This is a genomic window from Streptomyces sp. NPDC056580 (assembly GCF_042793175.1).
Lineage (GTDB): Bacteria > Actinomycetota > Actinomycetes > Streptomycetales > Streptomycetaceae > Streptomyces.
Window position 1 is genome coordinate 36,585 of record NZ_JBHTVE010000007.1, and the last position, 16,557, is coordinate 53,141.

The 16,557-nt window shown below is 70.6% G+C and carries 14 protein-coding genes and 2 pseudogenes; 8 read left to right on the forward strand and 8 right to left on the reverse strand.

The genetic code is table 11. From position 1 onward, the window contains the following. Positions 1-146: 146 nt before the first annotated feature. Both ACFQ9Z_RS16590 and ACFQ9Z_RS16595 read left to right on the forward strand, forming a co-directional pair. Entirely contained in the window at positions 147-1,268 is a 1,122-nt protein-coding gene (locus tag ACFQ9Z_RS16590) for a PP2C family protein-serine/threonine phosphatase (RefSeq protein ID WP_383017326.1), read from the forward strand. A 308-nt stretch (positions 1,269-1,576) separates the two neighbouring features. Continuing rightward, a complete protein-coding gene (locus tag ACFQ9Z_RS16595) occupies positions 1,577-2,506 on the forward strand; it encodes an NAD(P)H-binding protein (protein WP_383017329.1) in 930 nt (309 codons plus the stop codon). An 86-nt stretch (positions 2,507-2,592) separates the two neighbouring features. Here the strand turns inward: ACFQ9Z_RS16595 and ACFQ9Z_RS16600 are convergent, their stop codons facing one another. The 3 genes and pseudogenes from ACFQ9Z_RS16600 to ACFQ9Z_RS16610 form a co-directional block, all read right to left on the reverse strand. Beyond that, a complete protein-coding gene (locus ACFQ9Z_RS16600) occupies positions 2,593-3,078 on the reverse strand; it encodes a DUF427 domain-containing protein (RefSeq protein WP_383017332.1) in 486 nt (161 codons plus the stop codon). Between the two features lie 188 nt (positions 3,079-3,266). Continuing rightward, positions 3,267-3,536, reverse strand: a pseudogene (locus ACFQ9Z_RS16605) (LysR family transcriptional regulator); the annotation flags it as partial. A gap of 53 nt (positions 3,537-3,589) precedes the next feature. Next, the gene (locus ACFQ9Z_RS16610; protein ID WP_383017335.1) at positions 3,590-3,856 is read right to left on the reverse strand and encodes a hypothetical protein; all 267 of its coding nucleotides are present in this window, start codon (positions 3,854-3,856) and stop codon (positions 3,590-3,592) included. A gap of 414 nt (positions 3,857-4,270) precedes the next feature. Here ACFQ9Z_RS16610 and ACFQ9Z_RS16615 point away from each other — a divergent pair, with 414 nt between their 5' ends. Beyond that, the gene (locus tag ACFQ9Z_RS16615; protein WP_383017338.1) at positions 4,271-4,735 is read left to right on the forward strand and encodes a MarR family winged helix-turn-helix transcriptional regulator; all 465 of its coding nucleotides are present in this window, start codon (positions 4,271-4,273) and stop codon (positions 4,733-4,735) included. 395 nt (positions 4,736-5,130) lie between these two features. On the opposite strand, the gene ACFQ9Z_RS16620 is transcribed toward ACFQ9Z_RS16615, so the two are convergent. Next, positions 5,131-5,955 carry a helix-turn-helix domain-containing protein gene (locus ACFQ9Z_RS16620; protein ID WP_383017341.1) on the reverse strand — a complete coding sequence of 275 codons (825 nt, stop codon included), beginning with the start codon at positions 5,953-5,955 and terminating at the stop codon, positions 5,131-5,133. A gap of 112 nt (positions 5,956-6,067) precedes the next feature. Here ACFQ9Z_RS16620 and ACFQ9Z_RS16625 point away from each other — a divergent pair, with 112 nt between their 5' ends. Continuing rightward, positions 6,068-6,880 carry an alpha/beta fold hydrolase gene (locus tag ACFQ9Z_RS16625; RefSeq protein ID WP_383017344.1) on the forward strand — a complete coding sequence of 271 codons (813 nt, stop codon included), beginning with the start codon at positions 6,068-6,070 and terminating at the stop codon, positions 6,878-6,880. 78 nt (positions 6,881-6,958) lie between these two features. Here ACFQ9Z_RS16625 and ACFQ9Z_RS16630 read toward each other — a convergent pair. Then, positions 6,959-7,160: pseudogene (locus ACFQ9Z_RS16630) on the reverse strand (hypothetical protein); the annotation flags it as partial. A 26-nt stretch (positions 7,161-7,186) separates the two neighbouring features. Beyond that, entirely contained in the window at positions 7,187-7,918 is a 732-nt protein-coding gene (locus ACFQ9Z_RS16635; RefSeq protein WP_383017347.1) for a TetR/AcrR family transcriptional regulator, read from the reverse strand. Between the two features lie 338 nt (positions 7,919-8,256). On the opposite strand from ACFQ9Z_RS16635, the gene ACFQ9Z_RS16640 reads away from it, so the two are divergent. The 3 genes from ACFQ9Z_RS16640 to ACFQ9Z_RS16650 all read left to right on the forward strand — a co-directional run bounded on the left by ACFQ9Z_RS16640 (position 8,257) and on the right by ACFQ9Z_RS16650 (position 13,118). Further along, positions 8,257-9,741, forward strand: a complete 1,485-nt coding sequence (locus ACFQ9Z_RS16640; protein WP_383017350.1) for an APC family permease — start codon at positions 8,257-8,259, stop codon at positions 9,739-9,741. Between the two features lie 54 nt (positions 9,742-9,795). Further along, positions 9,796-11,442, forward strand: coding sequence for an amidohydrolase (locus ACFQ9Z_RS16645; RefSeq protein ID WP_383017353.1), 1,647 nt, complete (start codon positions 9,796-9,798; stop codon positions 11,440-11,442). 179 nt (positions 11,443-11,621) lie between these two features. Then, positions 11,622-13,118 carry an alpha/beta hydrolase gene (locus ACFQ9Z_RS16650; protein ID WP_383017356.1) on the forward strand — a complete coding sequence of 499 codons (1,497 nt, stop codon included), beginning with the start codon at positions 11,622-11,624 and terminating at the stop codon, positions 13,116-13,118. A 125-nt stretch (positions 13,119-13,243) separates the two neighbouring features. Here the strand turns inward: ACFQ9Z_RS16650 and ACFQ9Z_RS16655 are convergent, their stop codons facing one another. Next, the gene (locus ACFQ9Z_RS16655; protein WP_383017359.1) at positions 13,244-14,389 is read right to left on the reverse strand and encodes an alkene reductase; all 1,146 of its coding nucleotides are present in this window, start codon (positions 14,387-14,389) and stop codon (positions 13,244-13,246) included. 62 nt (positions 14,390-14,451) lie between these two features. On the opposite strand from ACFQ9Z_RS16655, the gene ACFQ9Z_RS16660 reads away from it, so the two are divergent. Then, entirely contained in the window at positions 14,452-14,811 is a 360-nt protein-coding gene (locus ACFQ9Z_RS16660; protein ID WP_383017362.1) for a MerR family transcriptional regulator, read from the forward strand. Positions 14,812-15,068: 257 nt separating this feature from the next. On the opposite strand, the gene ACFQ9Z_RS16665 is transcribed toward ACFQ9Z_RS16660, so the two are convergent. Next, positions 15,069-16,298: a hypothetical protein gene (locus ACFQ9Z_RS16665; protein ID WP_383017365.1), complete on the reverse strand. Its 1,230-nt coding sequence runs from the start codon at positions 16,296-16,298 to the stop codon at positions 15,069-15,071. Positions 16,299-16,557 lie beyond the last annotated feature (259 nt).

Below are 16,557 nucleotides of genomic sequence, written 5' to 3' on the forward strand. Positions count from 1 at the left end.
CCCCGGAGCCGGCCCGCCGCACGCCCCCGAAGCCGGCCGGCATGCCGATCGTGCCCGGCCCGCCGCGCCCTCGACCAGCTTGCCCTGGTCGTCGACACCGCAGGTGCCGACCAGCTGACCGCCCCGGCGAGTGGAAGGCTTGGGACATGGCCTTGCGACCATGGAGAGACTTCCGGCGTTCCTGGCAGCCGGGTCACGCACCCGCGCTGATGGTGATCCCTCTCGGGCTGATCGGCACGGTCTGTGCGGTGGACCTGCTGACTCCGCCGCACATTCACCTCGGCCCCCTGCTGGTTGCGGCACCGGCGATCACGGTGGCGTTCGCCGGCGCCCGCGTGACCGCGCTGATGGGAGTGGTCGCGGTGGCGGGCCAGGTGCTGATCGGCACGCTGAGAGAGAGCCTGGCCACCGCCAACATCCAGGCGCAGATCATCGCTCTGATCGTCGTCTCCGTCGTCTGTGTCACCATCTGCGTGGTACGCGATCGACGCGAACGCCAGTTGCACCAGGTCCGGTCCGTCGCCGAGGCCGCGCAGAGCGTGCTGCTGCGGCCACTGCCCGCCCGCACCGGCTCGCTGCGGATCGCCGGCCTGTACATCCCCGCGGAGGAGGAAGCCGACCTGGGCGGAGACCTGTACGCGGCCGCACGGACCGCCCACCACAGCACCCGGCTCCTCATCGGTGATGTACGCGGCAACGGCCTGGCCGCGATCAGCAACGCCGCCCTGCTGCTCGGCGCCTTCCGGGCAGCCGCCCACCGGCAGGCCACGCTGCCCCGCCTCGCCGTCCACCTGGACGCCGCGTTCCGCTGGGACACCAGCCAGTGGCGATCACCGACGGAGCGGGACACCGACGAGGACTTCGCCACCGCGATCCTGCTCGACGTCCCCGATCACGAGCCGGTCGTCCACCTCATCAACTGCGGCCACCCACCGCCGCTCCTCCTGAGCGGAACCCACGTCACCCCACTCACGCCCGACGCGAGCCACCTTCCGATCGGACTCGGCGGCTCCTTCGGCATCGCCGCCTACGACGTGCAGACGTTCCCGTTCGAGGCCGGCGACCTGCTGCTCCTCTACACCGACGGCGTCATCGAGGCGCGCGACCCCGAGGGCCGCTTCTACCCGTTCCCCGAACGGGCGCCCGAGTGGACCAAGGACGACCCCGACGAACTCCTGCGCGCTCTCCACGACGACCTGCTGGCCCACGTCCACGGCCGCCTCGGCGACGACGCGGCCGCAGTCGCGATCCGCCGCCTGGCCGTCTGATCCCCCTCTCCGCTCCCCGCACGATCCGGTCGCACCCGAGCTGGTCGTCCCCGGCCACTGCACCGGCTGGCGCGCCCAGCACACCTTCGCCGCGGCCCTCCCCGACGCATGGGTGCAGACGGGCGTCGGAACCACCTGCCCCCTCGGCGCCCCCGTCCAGGTGATGCCTCATCCCGACTCGCCCCGGAGACGAAGACGGCGCCGGCTGGGCCGCCGGCGCCGTCCGGCCCTGGTATGACGGCCGGCCGATTCGCCGAGGCTGGACGTCACCGGTTGCGCCGTCGTCGTGCGGGTCGCACGCTGCCCCCATGAATTCCAGCCCGGAAGCAGGCGTGCGGCCCATTCTGGTGACCGGTGCGGCGGGCAGCGTGGGGGCCGTCGGCAGGACTGTGGTCCTGGGTCTACGGCGTCGAGGCCTTCAGGTCCGGGCTCTGGTGCGCCGGGATGACGACCGCGCCCAGGCGCTGCGCGCGACGGGTGCCGAGGTCGTGGTCGGAGATCTGACGCGTGCCCGTGATGTCGCCGACGCCCTCGACGGCTGCGGTCGGATGTATTTCGGCATGGCCGTGTCGGCCCAGTATCTGCTGGCCGCCGTGACCACAGCGGCGGTCGCGCGCGCCTACGGAAGGCTGGAGGCACTCGTGAACATGTCGCAGCTGACCGTCGCCGAGATGGACGCCACCAGCGGCTCCGAGTCGCATCAGCACCGTCAGCAGTGGCTGGTCGAGCAGGTTCTCGACTGGTCGGGCCTGCCCGTGGTCCAGGTCAGGCCCACCGTCTTCATGGAGAACCCGCTCTTCCAGACCGTGTTCTCCTCGATCGCCGAGGACGGCGTCATCAGGTGGCCCTTCGGCAAGGCGAGAACATCCCCGATCGCGGCCGGTGACGTCGCCGCGGTCGTCGAGGAGGTACTCGCCGATCCGGCCGGGCATGTCGGCCGGACCTATGAGCTGACAGGTCCCCGATCACAGGACGTCGCCGCTCTGGCCGCGGAGATCTCCGATGCTCTGGGGCGCACAGTCGGCTACACCGACGTTCCGTTGCAGGAGTGGCTCGACGACGATCTCGGGGCGCTGGGACTGCCGGACCACGTCCTCCAGCACATCTCCACCATGGCTCGTCTACACGTGGCCGGCCGCTACGACCGCCAGGCAGACGGCATGGCCGAGGTCACCGGGCGGTCCGCTGCCGGAGTAGCCGATTTCGTCCACGCGAACCCCGAGCTGTTCACTCGCTGAAGCCGTTCGCCGCCGCGGGAGGGCCCGCGACGCCGTTCTCGGGCTGCGGGGTCGCTGTGACTGCTCACCACCTACTCACCGCCCGCTCACCACCCACGCGTTCCGGGCGCGCCCTTGAAGGGCCCCCGCACATCCTCGGTGACCCATCCGCCGTAGAAGTCTCCCTCCTGGGCCTGCACCTGTTGGCCGCCGACGAGGCAGCGGTCGACACGGCTCGCGTAGAAGGCGAAGTAGCCCTTCAGGACCGCGTACGCGGGCTCGGGGCTCGGGTAGCTCCATGCGGCCCGGCTTCGCACCGCGTCACCGACGATCAGATCCCAGTAACGAGCCCTGCCCTTCCATTCGCACCAGGTGTGGCCCTCGGTGAGGAACAGCAGATCCGAGCGGACGTCTTCCGGCGGGATGTAGAAGGTCGGAGGGTGACTGGTCTCCAGCACCCGGACGGCACGTCTTGTCTCGGCCACGACGTGGCCACCGCACTCGACACGGACGAGGCGGTCGTCCGGCAGCACGGCAGGCGGCCGCGGGTAGTCCCACACGGACTCGATCTCGCGATCGGTGAAGTCGGCCATACCGTCTCCTCGTGGTGCGCGGGGCACACTGTTCGCCGTGTGCATCTCCTCTTCCGCACATCACGGCGTTCCGGATGAGGAGCACCTCGGATTGGCCGGGTCAGCGGTGTCGAGGTGGCAGGAGCTTCTGGGTCCGCAGTGCGATGCGCCTCGCGGAAGTCCGTCGCGGCAGCACAGGCTGCCGGTGCTCAGTGACGGTACGCGGTGGTGGCGGTCTCTATGAAGGACCGGATCAACGGATTGGTGTCCCCCGCGTTCCACACCGCCACCACGCGGCTCGGTTCCATGTCGGTCAGCGGTACCACGGCCAGCTCAGCGGGCAGGTCGTGTCCGAGCGGGGCCAGGCCGACCGTGCCGTTCCACAGCACGGCCTGCAGGCATTCCTGGACGGCGCGCACCACCGGGCCCGCACGCGGCCGGCCACCGTTCCAGTACGACTGCCGGACGGGGTCGGTGCCCTCCAACTGCTTGATCGCCCGGCTCAGCGGCGGCTGACTCATGTGGACACCGGTCAGATCCAGAAGGGCGCCGGCGGGACCGTGTCGCCGCCGGCCACGGTAAGCCCCGTACCGGGAGAGCGACCGCTGAGCCAGGCGAGGAGGTCGGCCTGCCGTCCGCTGACCGTGGGACCGCCCGCCCCCAAGGCGTGAACGAGGCCGGTGTCGGTCGCCTGCAGACACAGCGGTGGCGTCTCCGGCCGCCGGGCAAGTGCCTCGACGATGTCGCCGATGATCCACCGTGCGGCATCGGCCGGGATGTCCGAGAAGCCGTAGCCCACGTCCAGAGCGTCAACCGGCGGCCGGCTGCACGAGGTGTTCCACCGGCTGGGCATCACCTCGCGTCGGAGCTCAGCCGCGCGCTGCCGCCAACCAGCGATCCGGCGTCCCCCGGAACCGACCACGGCATGCCCACACCCATTTAGTTGACGCATCATCTAGTCCGAAGGGTGACCGCACGGTTGCGGCAGGTAGAAGAGGAGCGTCGCCATATGGACATCGGCAACACCGGCATCTGGAGTCCGGAGCTGCGTCTGCACCGTCTGCTCGACGCGTGGGGCGGGCAACCCACTCAGTGGGGCGGGTGACCCGCGGTGGGGCGCGGGCGGGAGCACTGCCGGGCGTCCTGCTGCCGGGCGCGAATCACGCGGGTCGGGAAGATGACTGAAGTGTCAACCTTCTCATAGGCTGGACACATGACGGAATCAACCCGATGGCTGACCCCGGTCGAGGAGCGTGCCTGGCGAGGTCTGCTGCGCATGCACGACCTGCTGGTCAGCCAGGCCGGTCGGTCGATGCAGAACTCCTTCGGGCTGTCCGCGACCGACTACAAGGTGCTGGCCGAGCTGACCCGGTCCGCCGACGACCGGTTGCGGGTGCTCGAACTCGCGAAGGTGCTGGGGTGGGAGAAGAGCAGGGTCTCCCACCACATCGCACGCATGGCCAAGCGCGGCCTCGTCGACCGGGAGGAGTGCGCCGACGACGGCCGTGGCGCTTACGTGAGAGTGACGCCGGCCGGGCGCGCGGCCCTGGAGAGCGCCGCGCCGCAACACGTCGAAGACGTCCGGCGCTTGTTCCTGGACCACCTCACCCCGGGCCAGACCGCCCTGCTGGCGGAGATCTCCGACTCGATCATCGCAAAGCTGGACCCCCAGCAGTGAGACGCGCGCCTGCCGCGCGGCCGCCCTCCGGGAGGACGACGCGCCCGGGTGTGTGAGCACCGGCGGCGAGCCGGTTTTCCCACCCGTTCCCCGACTCCCCCTCGAGTACCATCCGCCACCGTCGCTCCGGTGCGGCCGGCCCTGCGGAGGAGGCCGTGCGGCGAAGGGCCGATCCCGGCGCGCCGCACGACCGAATGTCGGCACGCCCCACTGATGCCGCTCGTCTCATGCCGCGTACTCGGTGATTCGACTGACGCCGGCGTATACCCATCACCCCCGCGAAGGCGCCCCCCACGGTTCCGGGCCGGGGAGAACGCGTTGGGTGGCAGAGCGCGCACGGGCCCGGCAGCAGACCCGGCTCACGTGTTGTCGGTATGTGCACTTCTGTGCACTTCCTACTCGACGGCCGCCGCCTGCCACGCACCCGGGCGCATGCCTGTCGCCTTGCGGAAGAACACCGAGAAGTTCGATGCGTCGGGGAAGCCGAGCGTGGCGGCGCAGCGAGCGGCGGTGAGGCGGTCGTGGGCGAGTAGTCGTTTGGCCTCCAGGGCGATCCGTTCGACGATGTACGCCTTCGCGGTGCGGCCGGTGGCCTGCTGCACCGCTCGTGAGAGGGTGCGGGGCGCGTATCCCAAGGTACGGGCGTAGTAGCCGGCGTCGTGGTGTTCCCGGAAGTGCGCTTCCACGCTGGAGCGGAACAACTGGAACACCGGGTTAGTGAACCGTGCTTGGGCGTGTGGCGGCGGCAGCCGGGCGATGAGCGCGGAGAGCAGGATCTGGGGCAGCTCCGTCGGGGCGTTCTCGGGTGGGGCGGACGCCTCCATGAGGAGATGGTCGCGCGCCGTTTCGACGAAGGGCCAGTCGGCGTCTGGGACCCTCCAGTGCGCGACGAGGTAAGGGGACGCGACGAGTTCCCGGGTGGCCTGAGTGACCGGCGCGGTCGGCACGAACAGCACGAGGTGCCCCGCCACATCGGCGATGTCGTCCCACCGGTGCACCGCGCCGGGTGGAATCCACACTGCGGACCGCTCCTGGAGCGGGTGGTGGAGGAAGTCCACCGTGACCGTGCCTTGCCCGGCGGCGACGACGGCTAGGACATGGAAGTCGGCGCGCTGCGTACCGCCGTCGTTCAGCTCGCGGAGGCGGTCGAACGTCATCGTCTCGACTGCGGCGGCGCGGTGCCCTGCGGGCTGGTAGCTCATCTGCCGGATCACGCTCACGAGTCCATTTTTCACCATGGGGTGACAAGTCACGCCGATGCGCCGCCCAGCTGCGAAGGGTTCGATGAACACAAAGGGCAATCACCCAGCACGCCGACCCGAAGAGACCATTGTGAACACGACCCAGCAGACGCATCTGCCCGCTTACGACCACCGGCCCGGGACCGGTCCGACCCTGGTGTTCCTGCACTACTGGGGTGGTTCCGCCCGCACCTGGGACCTCGTCGTCGGCCACCTCGCGGACCGTGACACGCTCACGCTCGACTTCCGCGGATGGAGTCGTTCGAGCGGCCTGCCCGGCCCCTACACGCTCGGTCAGCTCGCCGACGACACGCTCGCCGTGCTGGCCGACGCGGGGATCAGCGACTACGTGCTGGTGGGGCACTCGATGGGCGGCAAGGTCGCACAGATGGTCGCGGCCACCGGGCCCGCCGGTCTGCGCGGCATCGTCCTGGTCGGCTCCGGTCCGGCGAAGCCCGCCGCACAGATCACCGCCGAGTACCGGGAAGCTCTTTCCCACGCCTACGACTCCGCCGAGTCCGTCGCCGGAGCACGGGACCACATCCTCACCGCTACAGAGTTGTCCGCCTCGGTCAAGGCACAGATCGTGACCGACTCGCGGACCGTCACCGAAGCCGCCCGCACCGAGTGGCCGCTGCACGGCATCGCACAGGACATCACCGTGCACACGAGCATGGTCAGCGTTCCCGCCCTCGTGATCGCCGGAGAGAACGATCAGGTCGAGCCCGCCGATGTGCTCCGCTGCAACCTGGTGCCGTATCTTTCCCGAGCCGACTTCATGGTGATCCCACGCACCGGTCACCTGATCCCGCTGGAGGTCCCGGCCGAACTCATCGACGCAATCACGGCCTTCGCGCCGGCAGCCTGCCCCGCCGCGCGGCCCGACGACGGGCTTCACCCCTGATCACTCGCCTGACCCCCCTCATGCGTCGGGCTCGGATACGGCGTGTCAGAGGCGGCGGTCACGGATAACGCGGTCGGCGTCGATCCCGTGCCGAATCAGCCGTTCGGGAGTGTTCGGGAACGATCCGGACTCGTTCGAAGGCCGCTCCAGGGCCAGCACGTGCGGTACTTCACGCGATGGCCTCCAACGGGCGGCGATGGTCGGCCCATCGCCGCCCGCAGACCGGATCGGCCGGCAACTCGTGGCGATTCGAAGGGCATGGCGCCGGAGAGGTGCGCATTGGCGCCGGTTCATCGCGCGCACCCCTCAACGACCGTGCCGGTCGAGCGCGTCCTGCAGTCCGTCGAGGAAGACCTCCAGCGCGCCGGGGTAGGCGCTGGTGCTCATCGTCTGCGCCAGGGCGTGCGCGGACTCGGCGATGCGCGGGTATTCGTCGGCGGGCAGACGGGTGTAGGTCGCCTGCCAGGCCCCGCGGTCGGCCGCTTCGGCTTCCGCCGGCAGCGTGTGGGCGGCCGCGTCGATGGCGGCGAAGCCCAGCGTGAAGTCGATGAACCGGTGGTAGTAGTGGGCCGCGTCGTCCGGCCCGAAGCCGGCGTCGCGCAGGATGCCCAGACCGGTCTCCACCCCCCGCATCTCGTTGGGGCGGCGGGTGACCCGGGAGGCCGCCAGCACCGCGGCCTGAGGGTGGGCGGTGTACGTGCGGTGCAGCTCGAGCCCCACACAGCGCAGGTCACCGCGCCACTCTCCGGTGATCCGCACGTCCTTGAGACTCATTCCGATCAGTTCGTCCGCGACCGCGAGGATGAGGTCGTCGGTGCTGCGGAAGTAGCGGTACAGCGCCGACGGGTCGGCCCCCAGCGCGATGCCGAGGCGTCGCACGCCCAGCGCGTCGTGGCCGTGCTGGCTCAGCAAGCGGATCGCCGTCCGCACGATCAGCTCCTGGCTGAGCACCGTGCCCGTCCTCGTCGTGCGGCGCCGCCGTCCGGCCGCGAGTCGCCCGGGCGGAGTCGTGTCGTCCGTATCGCCGTAGGTGCTCATCCGGAGTCCGATCTGAGAAGGAACGAGTGGCAGACGTTCTTATGACAACGCGATTGACCTTAAAAGTCCAGGGCTGTTTGATGTGGCTCCACCAGCGCTACACGCCCGTGTCGGCCTGTGCCGACGGTGACGGCGCGGGGCCGGTCGGTACGGGCCGACCTGCCCGGCGGTCCGTCGACACAGCCGTGCCCCGACGGGTCCGGCGCACTGTCCGCCACGTCTTCTCCGCCACCCGGCGGCGGTCCGCGGACCGCCGCTTCCATGCCGCAGCACCTGCAGACCTACTCCTCCGCTCACGGACGCCGCGCGTGCGTCCCGCACCCCTGGACCGGTTGCCCATGGAACACACCAGTTCTTCCACTGAGTTGAAGAAATCGCTGGGAGTCGTGGACGGCGTCGTACTGGCTGCCTCCAGTACCGCCGCGACCACCAGCATCGGTATCGGCCTCGGGGTCCTCGCCTCGATCACGGGGCGGCGGACGCCACTCATCCTGCTCCTCGGCTTCCTGCCGATGCTCGGCATCGCCAGCGCCTACGCCCGTCTGAACAAGGCGGAACCCAACTGCGGTGCCGGATACGTGTGGGTCGGCCGGAGCATGGGCCCGTGGCTCGGGATGATCGCCGGCTGGGTCCCGCTCGCCGGTGGCGTCGTCTTCCTCGCCTACACCACGTCCGTGACCGGTTCCGTCCTGGTGCAGTGCGCCCACAAGGCCGGCGTCGACAGCCTCCTGGGCCGGCACCTGGACGCCAACTCCACCCTCCAGTGCACTTTGATCGGCCTGGTCGTCCTGGCCGCGGTCACCGTGACCGCCGTGACCGGCGTCCACAAGGCCACCCGGCTCCAGACCTGTCTGCTCGTCTTCGAGTACGCCGTGCTGCTGGTCTTCTGCTGCTGGGGACTGTTCGCGGGCGACCAGCCCTTCTCGCTGTCCTGGTTCAACCCCTTCGCCTTCGGCTCGCCCGCCGCCCTGGCCCAGGGCCTGGTCCTGGCGGTCTTCTTCTACTGGGGCTGGGACGCCGCGTTCTCGGTGACCGAGGAGACGGAGCGGGCCGGTGACGCGGCCCGGGGCAGCTACATCGCCCTGTTCACCATGCTCGGCCTGTTCCTCCTGGGCGCTGTCGCCTTCCAGCGGGTCATGGCCACCCCCGAGATGAGCGAGACCGGCGCCCAGGGACTGACCTACTACGCCTCCCGGCTCGCCGACGAGCCCTGGGCCACCCTCCCGCTGGTCGCCCTGATGTTCTCGGCCGTGGCCTCCCTGCAGGCCGGCATCATCCCCACCGCCCGCCTGACACTGGCCATGAGCCGCGAACGCACCCTCGGACCCGTCTGGGCACGCATCAGCGCCCGGCACGGCGGACCCACCGCCGGTACCGTGATCGTCACCGTCATCTCCGCGGTCGTCGCGATCCTGACCGTGGTGATCCCCAAGCTCAACGAGGCGATCCTGGCCGCGGTCAACGCCATCGGCATCCTCGTCGCGCTCTACTACGGGCTCACCGCCATCGCCTGCGCCCTGCGCTTCCGCGGTCTCCTGCGCACCAGCCCGCGCGAAGCCGTCCTCGCCGTCGTCGTGCCGTCGGTGTGCGCCGTCGTCCTGTTCGCCCTCGGCGCCTACCTCGCGTTCTACTACGCGACCCTCAGCGACACCTTCGAAGTCAGCGTCGACAACGGCTGGTTCAACCTGCTGTGTCCCTCCGTCATCCTTGTGACCGGCCTCGCGGTGTCCGCAGTCGCCAAGTGGTACCGCCGCGCCCCCGCCTTCACCCGCACGACGGCACCGGTCGCCGTCCCGGCCTCCGAAGCCGAGTCCCTGTCCTGACCGCGGCGCCTTCCCGGCCCGGCCCCATACTCCAGCGATTGGACCTCCACACCCATGTCCCACCTCGCCGCCGACCTCGTCTTCACCAACGGACCGGTCCTGACCATGGACCCGGCCCGCACCCGGGCCACCACCCTGGCCGTCACCGACGGCCGCATCACGGCTGTCGGCCACGACGAGGTCAAGGACCTCGTCGGAGCGCGCACCGAGGTCGTCGACCTGCGCGGCCGCCCGCTGCTGCCGGGCTTCCAGGACGCTCACGTCCACGCCGTCATGGGCGGCATCGAACTCGGCGAGTGCGATCTGACCGGGACCACCGACCCCGACGAGTACGCCCGCCGTATCCGTGCCTACGCCGACGCCCACCCCGACAGGGAATGGATCACCGGCGGCGGCTGGTCCATGGAGAGCTTCGAGGGCGGCATACCGACCCGGCAGTTCCTCGACACGCTAGTGCCCGACCGTCCCGTCTACCTCGTCAACCGGGACCACCACGGCGCCTGGGTCAACACCCGGGCACTGGAGATCGCCGGCATCACCGCCGCCACCCCCGATCCGCAGGACGGCCGCATCGAACGCGAGCCGGCCGGCACACCCGTCGGCATGCTCCAGGAAGGCGCGGTCAGCCTGGTCGGCGCCCACCTCCCGCCGCAGACACCGGCCGACCGGATCGCCGGGCTGCTGCGCGCCCAGGAACTCCTGCACGGTCTCGGCATCACCGCCTGGCAGGACGCCCTGCTGTGCGGGGCGGACGGCTACCCCGACCCCTCCGACGCCTACCTGGCGGCAGCCCTCGACGGCACGCTGACCGCCTCGGTGACCGGCGCCCTGTGGTGGCGCAGGTCCGTGGGCGAGGAGCAGATCCCCGGCCTGCTGCACAAACGGCAGCGCCTCACCCACGGCAAGCTCCGCTGCTCCACGGTCAAGATCATGCAGGACGGGGTCGCGGAGAACCACACCGCGGCCATGACCGCTCCATACCTCGACGGCTGCGGCTGCGCCACCGCCAACAGCGGTCTCAGCTTCGTCGACCCCGAAGCTCTCAAGCGGTACGTCACCGCCTTGGACGCCGCCGACTTCCAGGTCCACTTCCACGCCCTGGGCGACCGCGCGGTCCGCGAGGCACTCGACGCCGTCGCCGCCGCCCGCGCCGTCAACGGCACCCGCAACACCCGTCCCCACCTCGCCCACCTCCAAGTCGTCCACCCCGACGACATCCACCGCTTCCGCGAGCTGGGAGCCACCGCCAACATCCAGGCACTGTGGGCGGCTCACGAACCCCAGATGGACGAACTCACCATCCCCTTCCTCGGGCCCGAACGCGCCGCCTGGCAGTACCCCTTCGGCGACCTCGTACGGGCGGGCACCACCCTTGCGGCCGGCAGCGACTGGCCCGTCTCCAGCCCCGACCCGCTGGCCGGCATCCACGTCGCCGTCAACCGCGCCCTGCCCGGTGCCGACGACAAGCCGTTCCTCCCCGAGCAGGCCCTCGACCTCACCACCGCGCTGGCCGCCTACACCGCGGGCAGCGCCTACGTGAACCACCTCGACGACACCGGAACCCTCCGCCCCGGCAACCGCGCCGACCTCGTAGTCCTCGACCGCGACCCCTTCGCCGCACCCCCCGGGGCCATCGCCGGGACCCGCGTCCACCTCACCTACGTCGACGGCCGGCGCGTCCACTCGGCGGCCGACGCCTGACCGTGGCGTGTGTCCCCGCCACGCTAACGTCCGGGACAGCAAGGTGGCCGACGACACGTGGCCCTCGTCGGAAGCACCGCCTGGGTGTAGTTCGTCAGGGGGACGGTGGGGTAAACCCCAAGGCGTTTCAGGTTGTTGCCCGGATGGGGCGGGCCCCTGGGATCCGCGAGGCTCGTCGTATGACGCAGCGCACACGCACCATCCGCAACGTCGGCATCGTCGGCGTCTCCACCGTCCTTCTCGCCGTCACCGCGCCCGTGACCGCCTCCGTGGCCGCGAGCCCTTCCGCGGGCCTCACCTGGACCGCCTGCGAGGGCTCCGGCGTCGGCGTCGACCCCCGTCAGCAGTGTGCGACCCTCCAGGTCCCCATGGACTACGCCGACCCCGGCAGCCCCCTCATCGACATCGCCGTCTCGCGCATCCCGAGCGAGAATCCCGAGGCCCGGCGCGGCACCCTGTTGCTGATCCCCGGCGGGCCGGGCGGCTCCAGCCTGAACGACCCCTCGGGCAGGGGGCAGAAGCTCCCCCAGGACGTCCTGGACGCCTACGACCTGGTCGGGTTCGCCCCACGCGGGCTCGCCCCGTCCACGCCCGTCGACTGCGGGCTGGACCACGGCGACCTCGCCATCTCCAAGCTCCGCCCCTGGCCCGCCGCCGACGGCTCGGTGGACGGGAACATGGCCACCGCCCGCCGCATGGCCGACGCCTGTGCCGCGAACGGCGGCGAACTGATCCGGCATCTCAGCACCGCCAACGAGGCCCGTGACATCGACCGCCTCCGCGCCGCGCTCGGCGAGCACAAGCTCTCCGCGTGGGGCGTGTCGTACGGGACGTACGTCGGAGCCGTGTACGCGCAACTGTTCCCGTACCGCACCGACCGCATCGTGCTGGACAGCAACGACAACCCCGACCCCACCCGCGTCGCCCGCGCCTGGCTGGCCGGGCACGAGCAAGGCGTGGAGGACACCTTCCCCGACTTCGCCGCGTGGGCGTCTGAGCCGGACAACCCGGACCGCGTCGCGAGCAGGGCCGCCGACGTCCGGCCGATGTTCCTGCGGCTGGCCGCCCGGCTCGACCGGGAACCCCTCCCCTGGCCCGGCGCCAACCCGGAGGAGCTGAACGGCAACGTCCTGCGCCAGACCATGCTGGACAGCCTCTACTCCCCCAGCCGCTATCCCACGCTCGCCAGGCTGATACGGGCCGCGCAGCAGGGCACCGTGCCGCCCGCGCCCGCGGCGCCGCCCGAGGCCGTCCTGCAGAACGTCGCCGCCGTCGGCGCCGGCACGATGTGCAACGACGTCGCGTGGCCCGCGTCGAAGGCCGTGTACGAGAAGGACGTCGCCGAGAGCCGCGCCAAGTACCCGCTCACCGCAGGCATGCCCCGCAACGCGATGCCGTGCGCCGCCTGGCCGTATCCGCCGCGTGAGGCGCCGGTACGGATCACCGGCCGGGGGCCGTCCGGCATCCTGCTCGTCCAGAACGAGCGGGACGTCGCGACCCCGCTCAGCGGCGCCCGGAAGCTCCGGGAGGCGTTCGGCCGGCGCGCGGTGATGGTGACGGTGAACTCCACCGGGCACGACGCCTACCTCGCCAACGGCAACGCTTGCGGCGACCGCACGGTCTCCCGCTTCCTTGCGACGGGGCAACGGCCGGACACGGACACCTACTGCGCCTGACGGTCGACCGGCGTCACCAGCCCCGGCTCGTGGACCCCGATGACCGGTTGCGCCCGGTCCCGCGCGCCCAGCTCGTTCGTGATGCGGCGTGATGCCTCACAGCGAGGCACCCCTGATGAGTCTGCCTACAGAACTGCTCCCGTATCCAGGCATGGCAGGAGGACCGAGTCGCCGGACAGTGGTCCCGCCTGATTCGGCAGGGTGGGATAGTCGTTGTAACCGGCGGCCCCGCCCACATACATGAAGTACCGGTCCCTGACCGGGTTGAGGGGTGCGCCGAGGCGCAGCCGGGTGACGAGGTCCGGGTTGGCGAGGAAAGGCCGGCCGAGGGCCACCAGGTCGGCTCCGGCCGCCAGCATCTCCCGCGTGGCCCGGGTGACGGCCTGTGTGGACAGGTCGGCAAGGTCCGGGTTGCCGATCAGGACGCCGGGCCAGTCGGTCCGGATCCGCCGGTACCAGCCGGTTGCAGGGTCCGAGCGCACCAGGTGCAGATAGGCGAGGTCCAGCCCCTTCAGGCGGTCCAGGAGCGTGGCGTAGAGGCGGTCGGTGTCTTCCTCCATAACGCCGTTGACCGTGCTCGCGGGGGAGATGCGGATGCCCACCCGGTCCGCGCCGATCGCGTGGGCCACCGCCTCGGTCACCTCCGCCGCGAACCGCACCCGCCGCGCGGCGGAGCCGCCGTAGCTGTCGGTGCGGCGGTTGGTGTTGTCCGCCAGGAACTGGTGCAGCAGCATCCCGTTGGCCGAGTGCACCTCCACGCCCTCGAATCCCGCGTCGACGGCCCGGCGTGCGGCGGCGGCGAAGTCGGCGATCGTGTCCCGGATGTCCCCCGTCGTCATCGCGCGCGGGACGGCTGCCTGCAGGTGGCCCTGCGGTGTGAAGATCCTCTCCGGCAGCGGCACGGCGGAGGGTGCGACGGGCGTGAGGCCGGTGGTCGCCGGGTGGCTGACCCGGCCACCGTGCTGGAGCTGCAGGAACATCCGTCCGCCGGCTGCCCGCACCGCGTCGGTGACCCGCCGCCAGCCGGCAGCGTGCCGGCCGGTGTGTATCGCGGTGATGTCCGGGTACGTCTGTCCGGCCGGGTTGGGCGTCGAGCCCTCGGCGATGATCAGTCCGGCCGAGGCGCGCTGTGTGTAGTGGGTGACCATCAGGTCCGTCGGGGTACCGTCGGCCTCCGCGCGGTTACGGGTCAGCGGGGCCATCACGAGGTGGTTGGGCAGGGCGAGCCGGCCGAGCCGGGCGGGGGCGAGGAAGTCCGTTGTCCGCGTCATGCCGGCACGGTAGAACTTGACACCGATGTGAGGTTCAAGCCCACTTCCCGGCGGAGGCGGACATGCGGATCGGTGAACTGGCCCGGCACACCGGCGTGAGCGAGCGGTCGCTGCGCTACTACGAGACACAGGGGCTGCTCACCGCCGAGCGCACCCCCGGCGGCCACCGCGACTACCCGGAGTGGGCCGTCGACCGGGTCATCCGGATCCAGGAACTTTACGCGGCCGGGCTGCACAGCGAGAAGATCCGACAACTGCTGCCCTGCATGCGCGACCGGGACGGCGGACCCTCCGCGATCGCCACCGGGCGCCTGGTGCAGGACCTGACCGCCGAGCGGGACCGGATCGACCGCATGATCGCCGACCTGCGCCGCTCCCGGGAGACCCTGGACGAGGTCATCCGCACGGCCCAGGACGCCTGACCGGCCCCGCCCGCTCACCAGGAAGCCACCCTCTCCCCCGGCACGGGCCGTGAAGCCGCCCCCCCCCAGATGGGCCACTCCCCCCGGCTGGTCAAAGCCAGTACCTCACCAGTTTCCTGGTCGGTGAGGATGACGCGGGCGGCTTTCCCTCAGCTGCTCTCGCTCGGCTTTCCGCTGCTGACTCTCCAGTGCTCCGGGGGCCGGGGCCAGAGCCTGATCGGCGGGGTCCCCCGAGGAGCCGCCGCCGATCAGGTCCGTCAGCGCATGTCGGTGAGGAGGGTTTTGAGTTCGGTCTCCTGACGGGCTGGTGACAACGGCGGGTTCGAGTGGTCGATGCCGAAGGTCTTCAGGACCTGGTCCATCTGGGCGTCTATGAACGTCCAGCCGGTGTTGTCCAGCGGCTGCAACGCGGCCTGGTCGGCATCCCAGAGGTCTCGCAGCGACTGGGCAGCTGCGTGGGCCCCGGTCGCGTTCCCCGCCTTTGCATCCTTGAGCGAGGTCGACGCGAGGGCCTTCAGCGCGGCGACCTTCTGTGAAGGGAAGTGCTTCACAGCCTGGCCGGGGGCGAGGTGGACGGTGGAGGTTGCGTCCTCCTCCGGCGCCGGGCCGACGTGCGGCCGGCTGTGCGCCCAGATCAGCAGGCTCGCGGTGGCGACGGCGAGGAGGCCGAAGCCCGCCAGCGCGAAGCGCTCCCTGCGCGGGTTCGCGGTGATCTGCGGAGTGTGCGCGGCGTCGTGGGTCTCGGTCACGTCGGAGCGCGTCACCGTCAGGTAGATGACAGTCGCCAGGATCAGGCCAAGGAAGATCAGGCTGGTGGCGAAGGTACCCAGTGCGAGGCCGGTCGGCTCGCCCGGCTGCGCGACCTTCGGCGAGGCGAGCCAGTCGCCGATGTTTGCGCCCAGCGGGCGGGTCAGAATGTAGGCGAGCCAGAAGGACAGCACCGGGTTCGCGCCGAACTTCCACAGCAGCGTGATCGCCGCGATGAGGCCGAGCGGCAGAAGGACCGAGACTCCCGGGCTCCAGCCGGTGAGCTCGAGGGTCCAGTCGCCGGTCGCGGTGCCGAGCGCGAAGGTGACGAGAACGGCGAGCCAGTAGAACGACTCGCGCGGCAGCGTCGTGACCGAGTGGATCGAGAGGGTGCGCTCGCGCCACCACCAGACGCCGAAAACCACGGCGAGCAGGACCGAGAACACCGCGGAGCTGATCCACAGCGGCACGTTGAGCTGGTCGGTGAGGATGTCCGTGTACAGCGTGCCCGTGACACTGACAACGACCACGGTCAGCCAGTAGGGGAACGGGACGTACCGCTTGAGCCGCAGCTGGACGGCCAGGACCACCACGAACACCGCGGTGAAGATCCAGGCCGTGTTCACCAGGCCGACGCCCAGCTTCATGTTGATCCAGTCGGCGAAACTCTCACCGACGGTCGTGCACAAAATCTTGATCACCCAGAACCAGATGGTGACCTCGGGAACCTTGTTCAGCATCAATCGCCCACTGCGACCCGTGCGGGCTTCGCTCGTCGTTGTCATGCGACGAGCTTGGCCCGGCCAACCTGCACACAACCTGAATGCGCGGTCGCCTGCGGCATGAGGAAGGTCACCTCGACGCGGCCGTGACCATCCGCGATGCCTCGCGTAACCCACCAAGCTCTCGGATGAAGTGCCCGAAGTTCCGGACTCGGCCCCTGGGGCCGCACGGCGTGTGGCGACGATTCCGCAGTTCGGCGGGGGTTCGAGCGCTCCC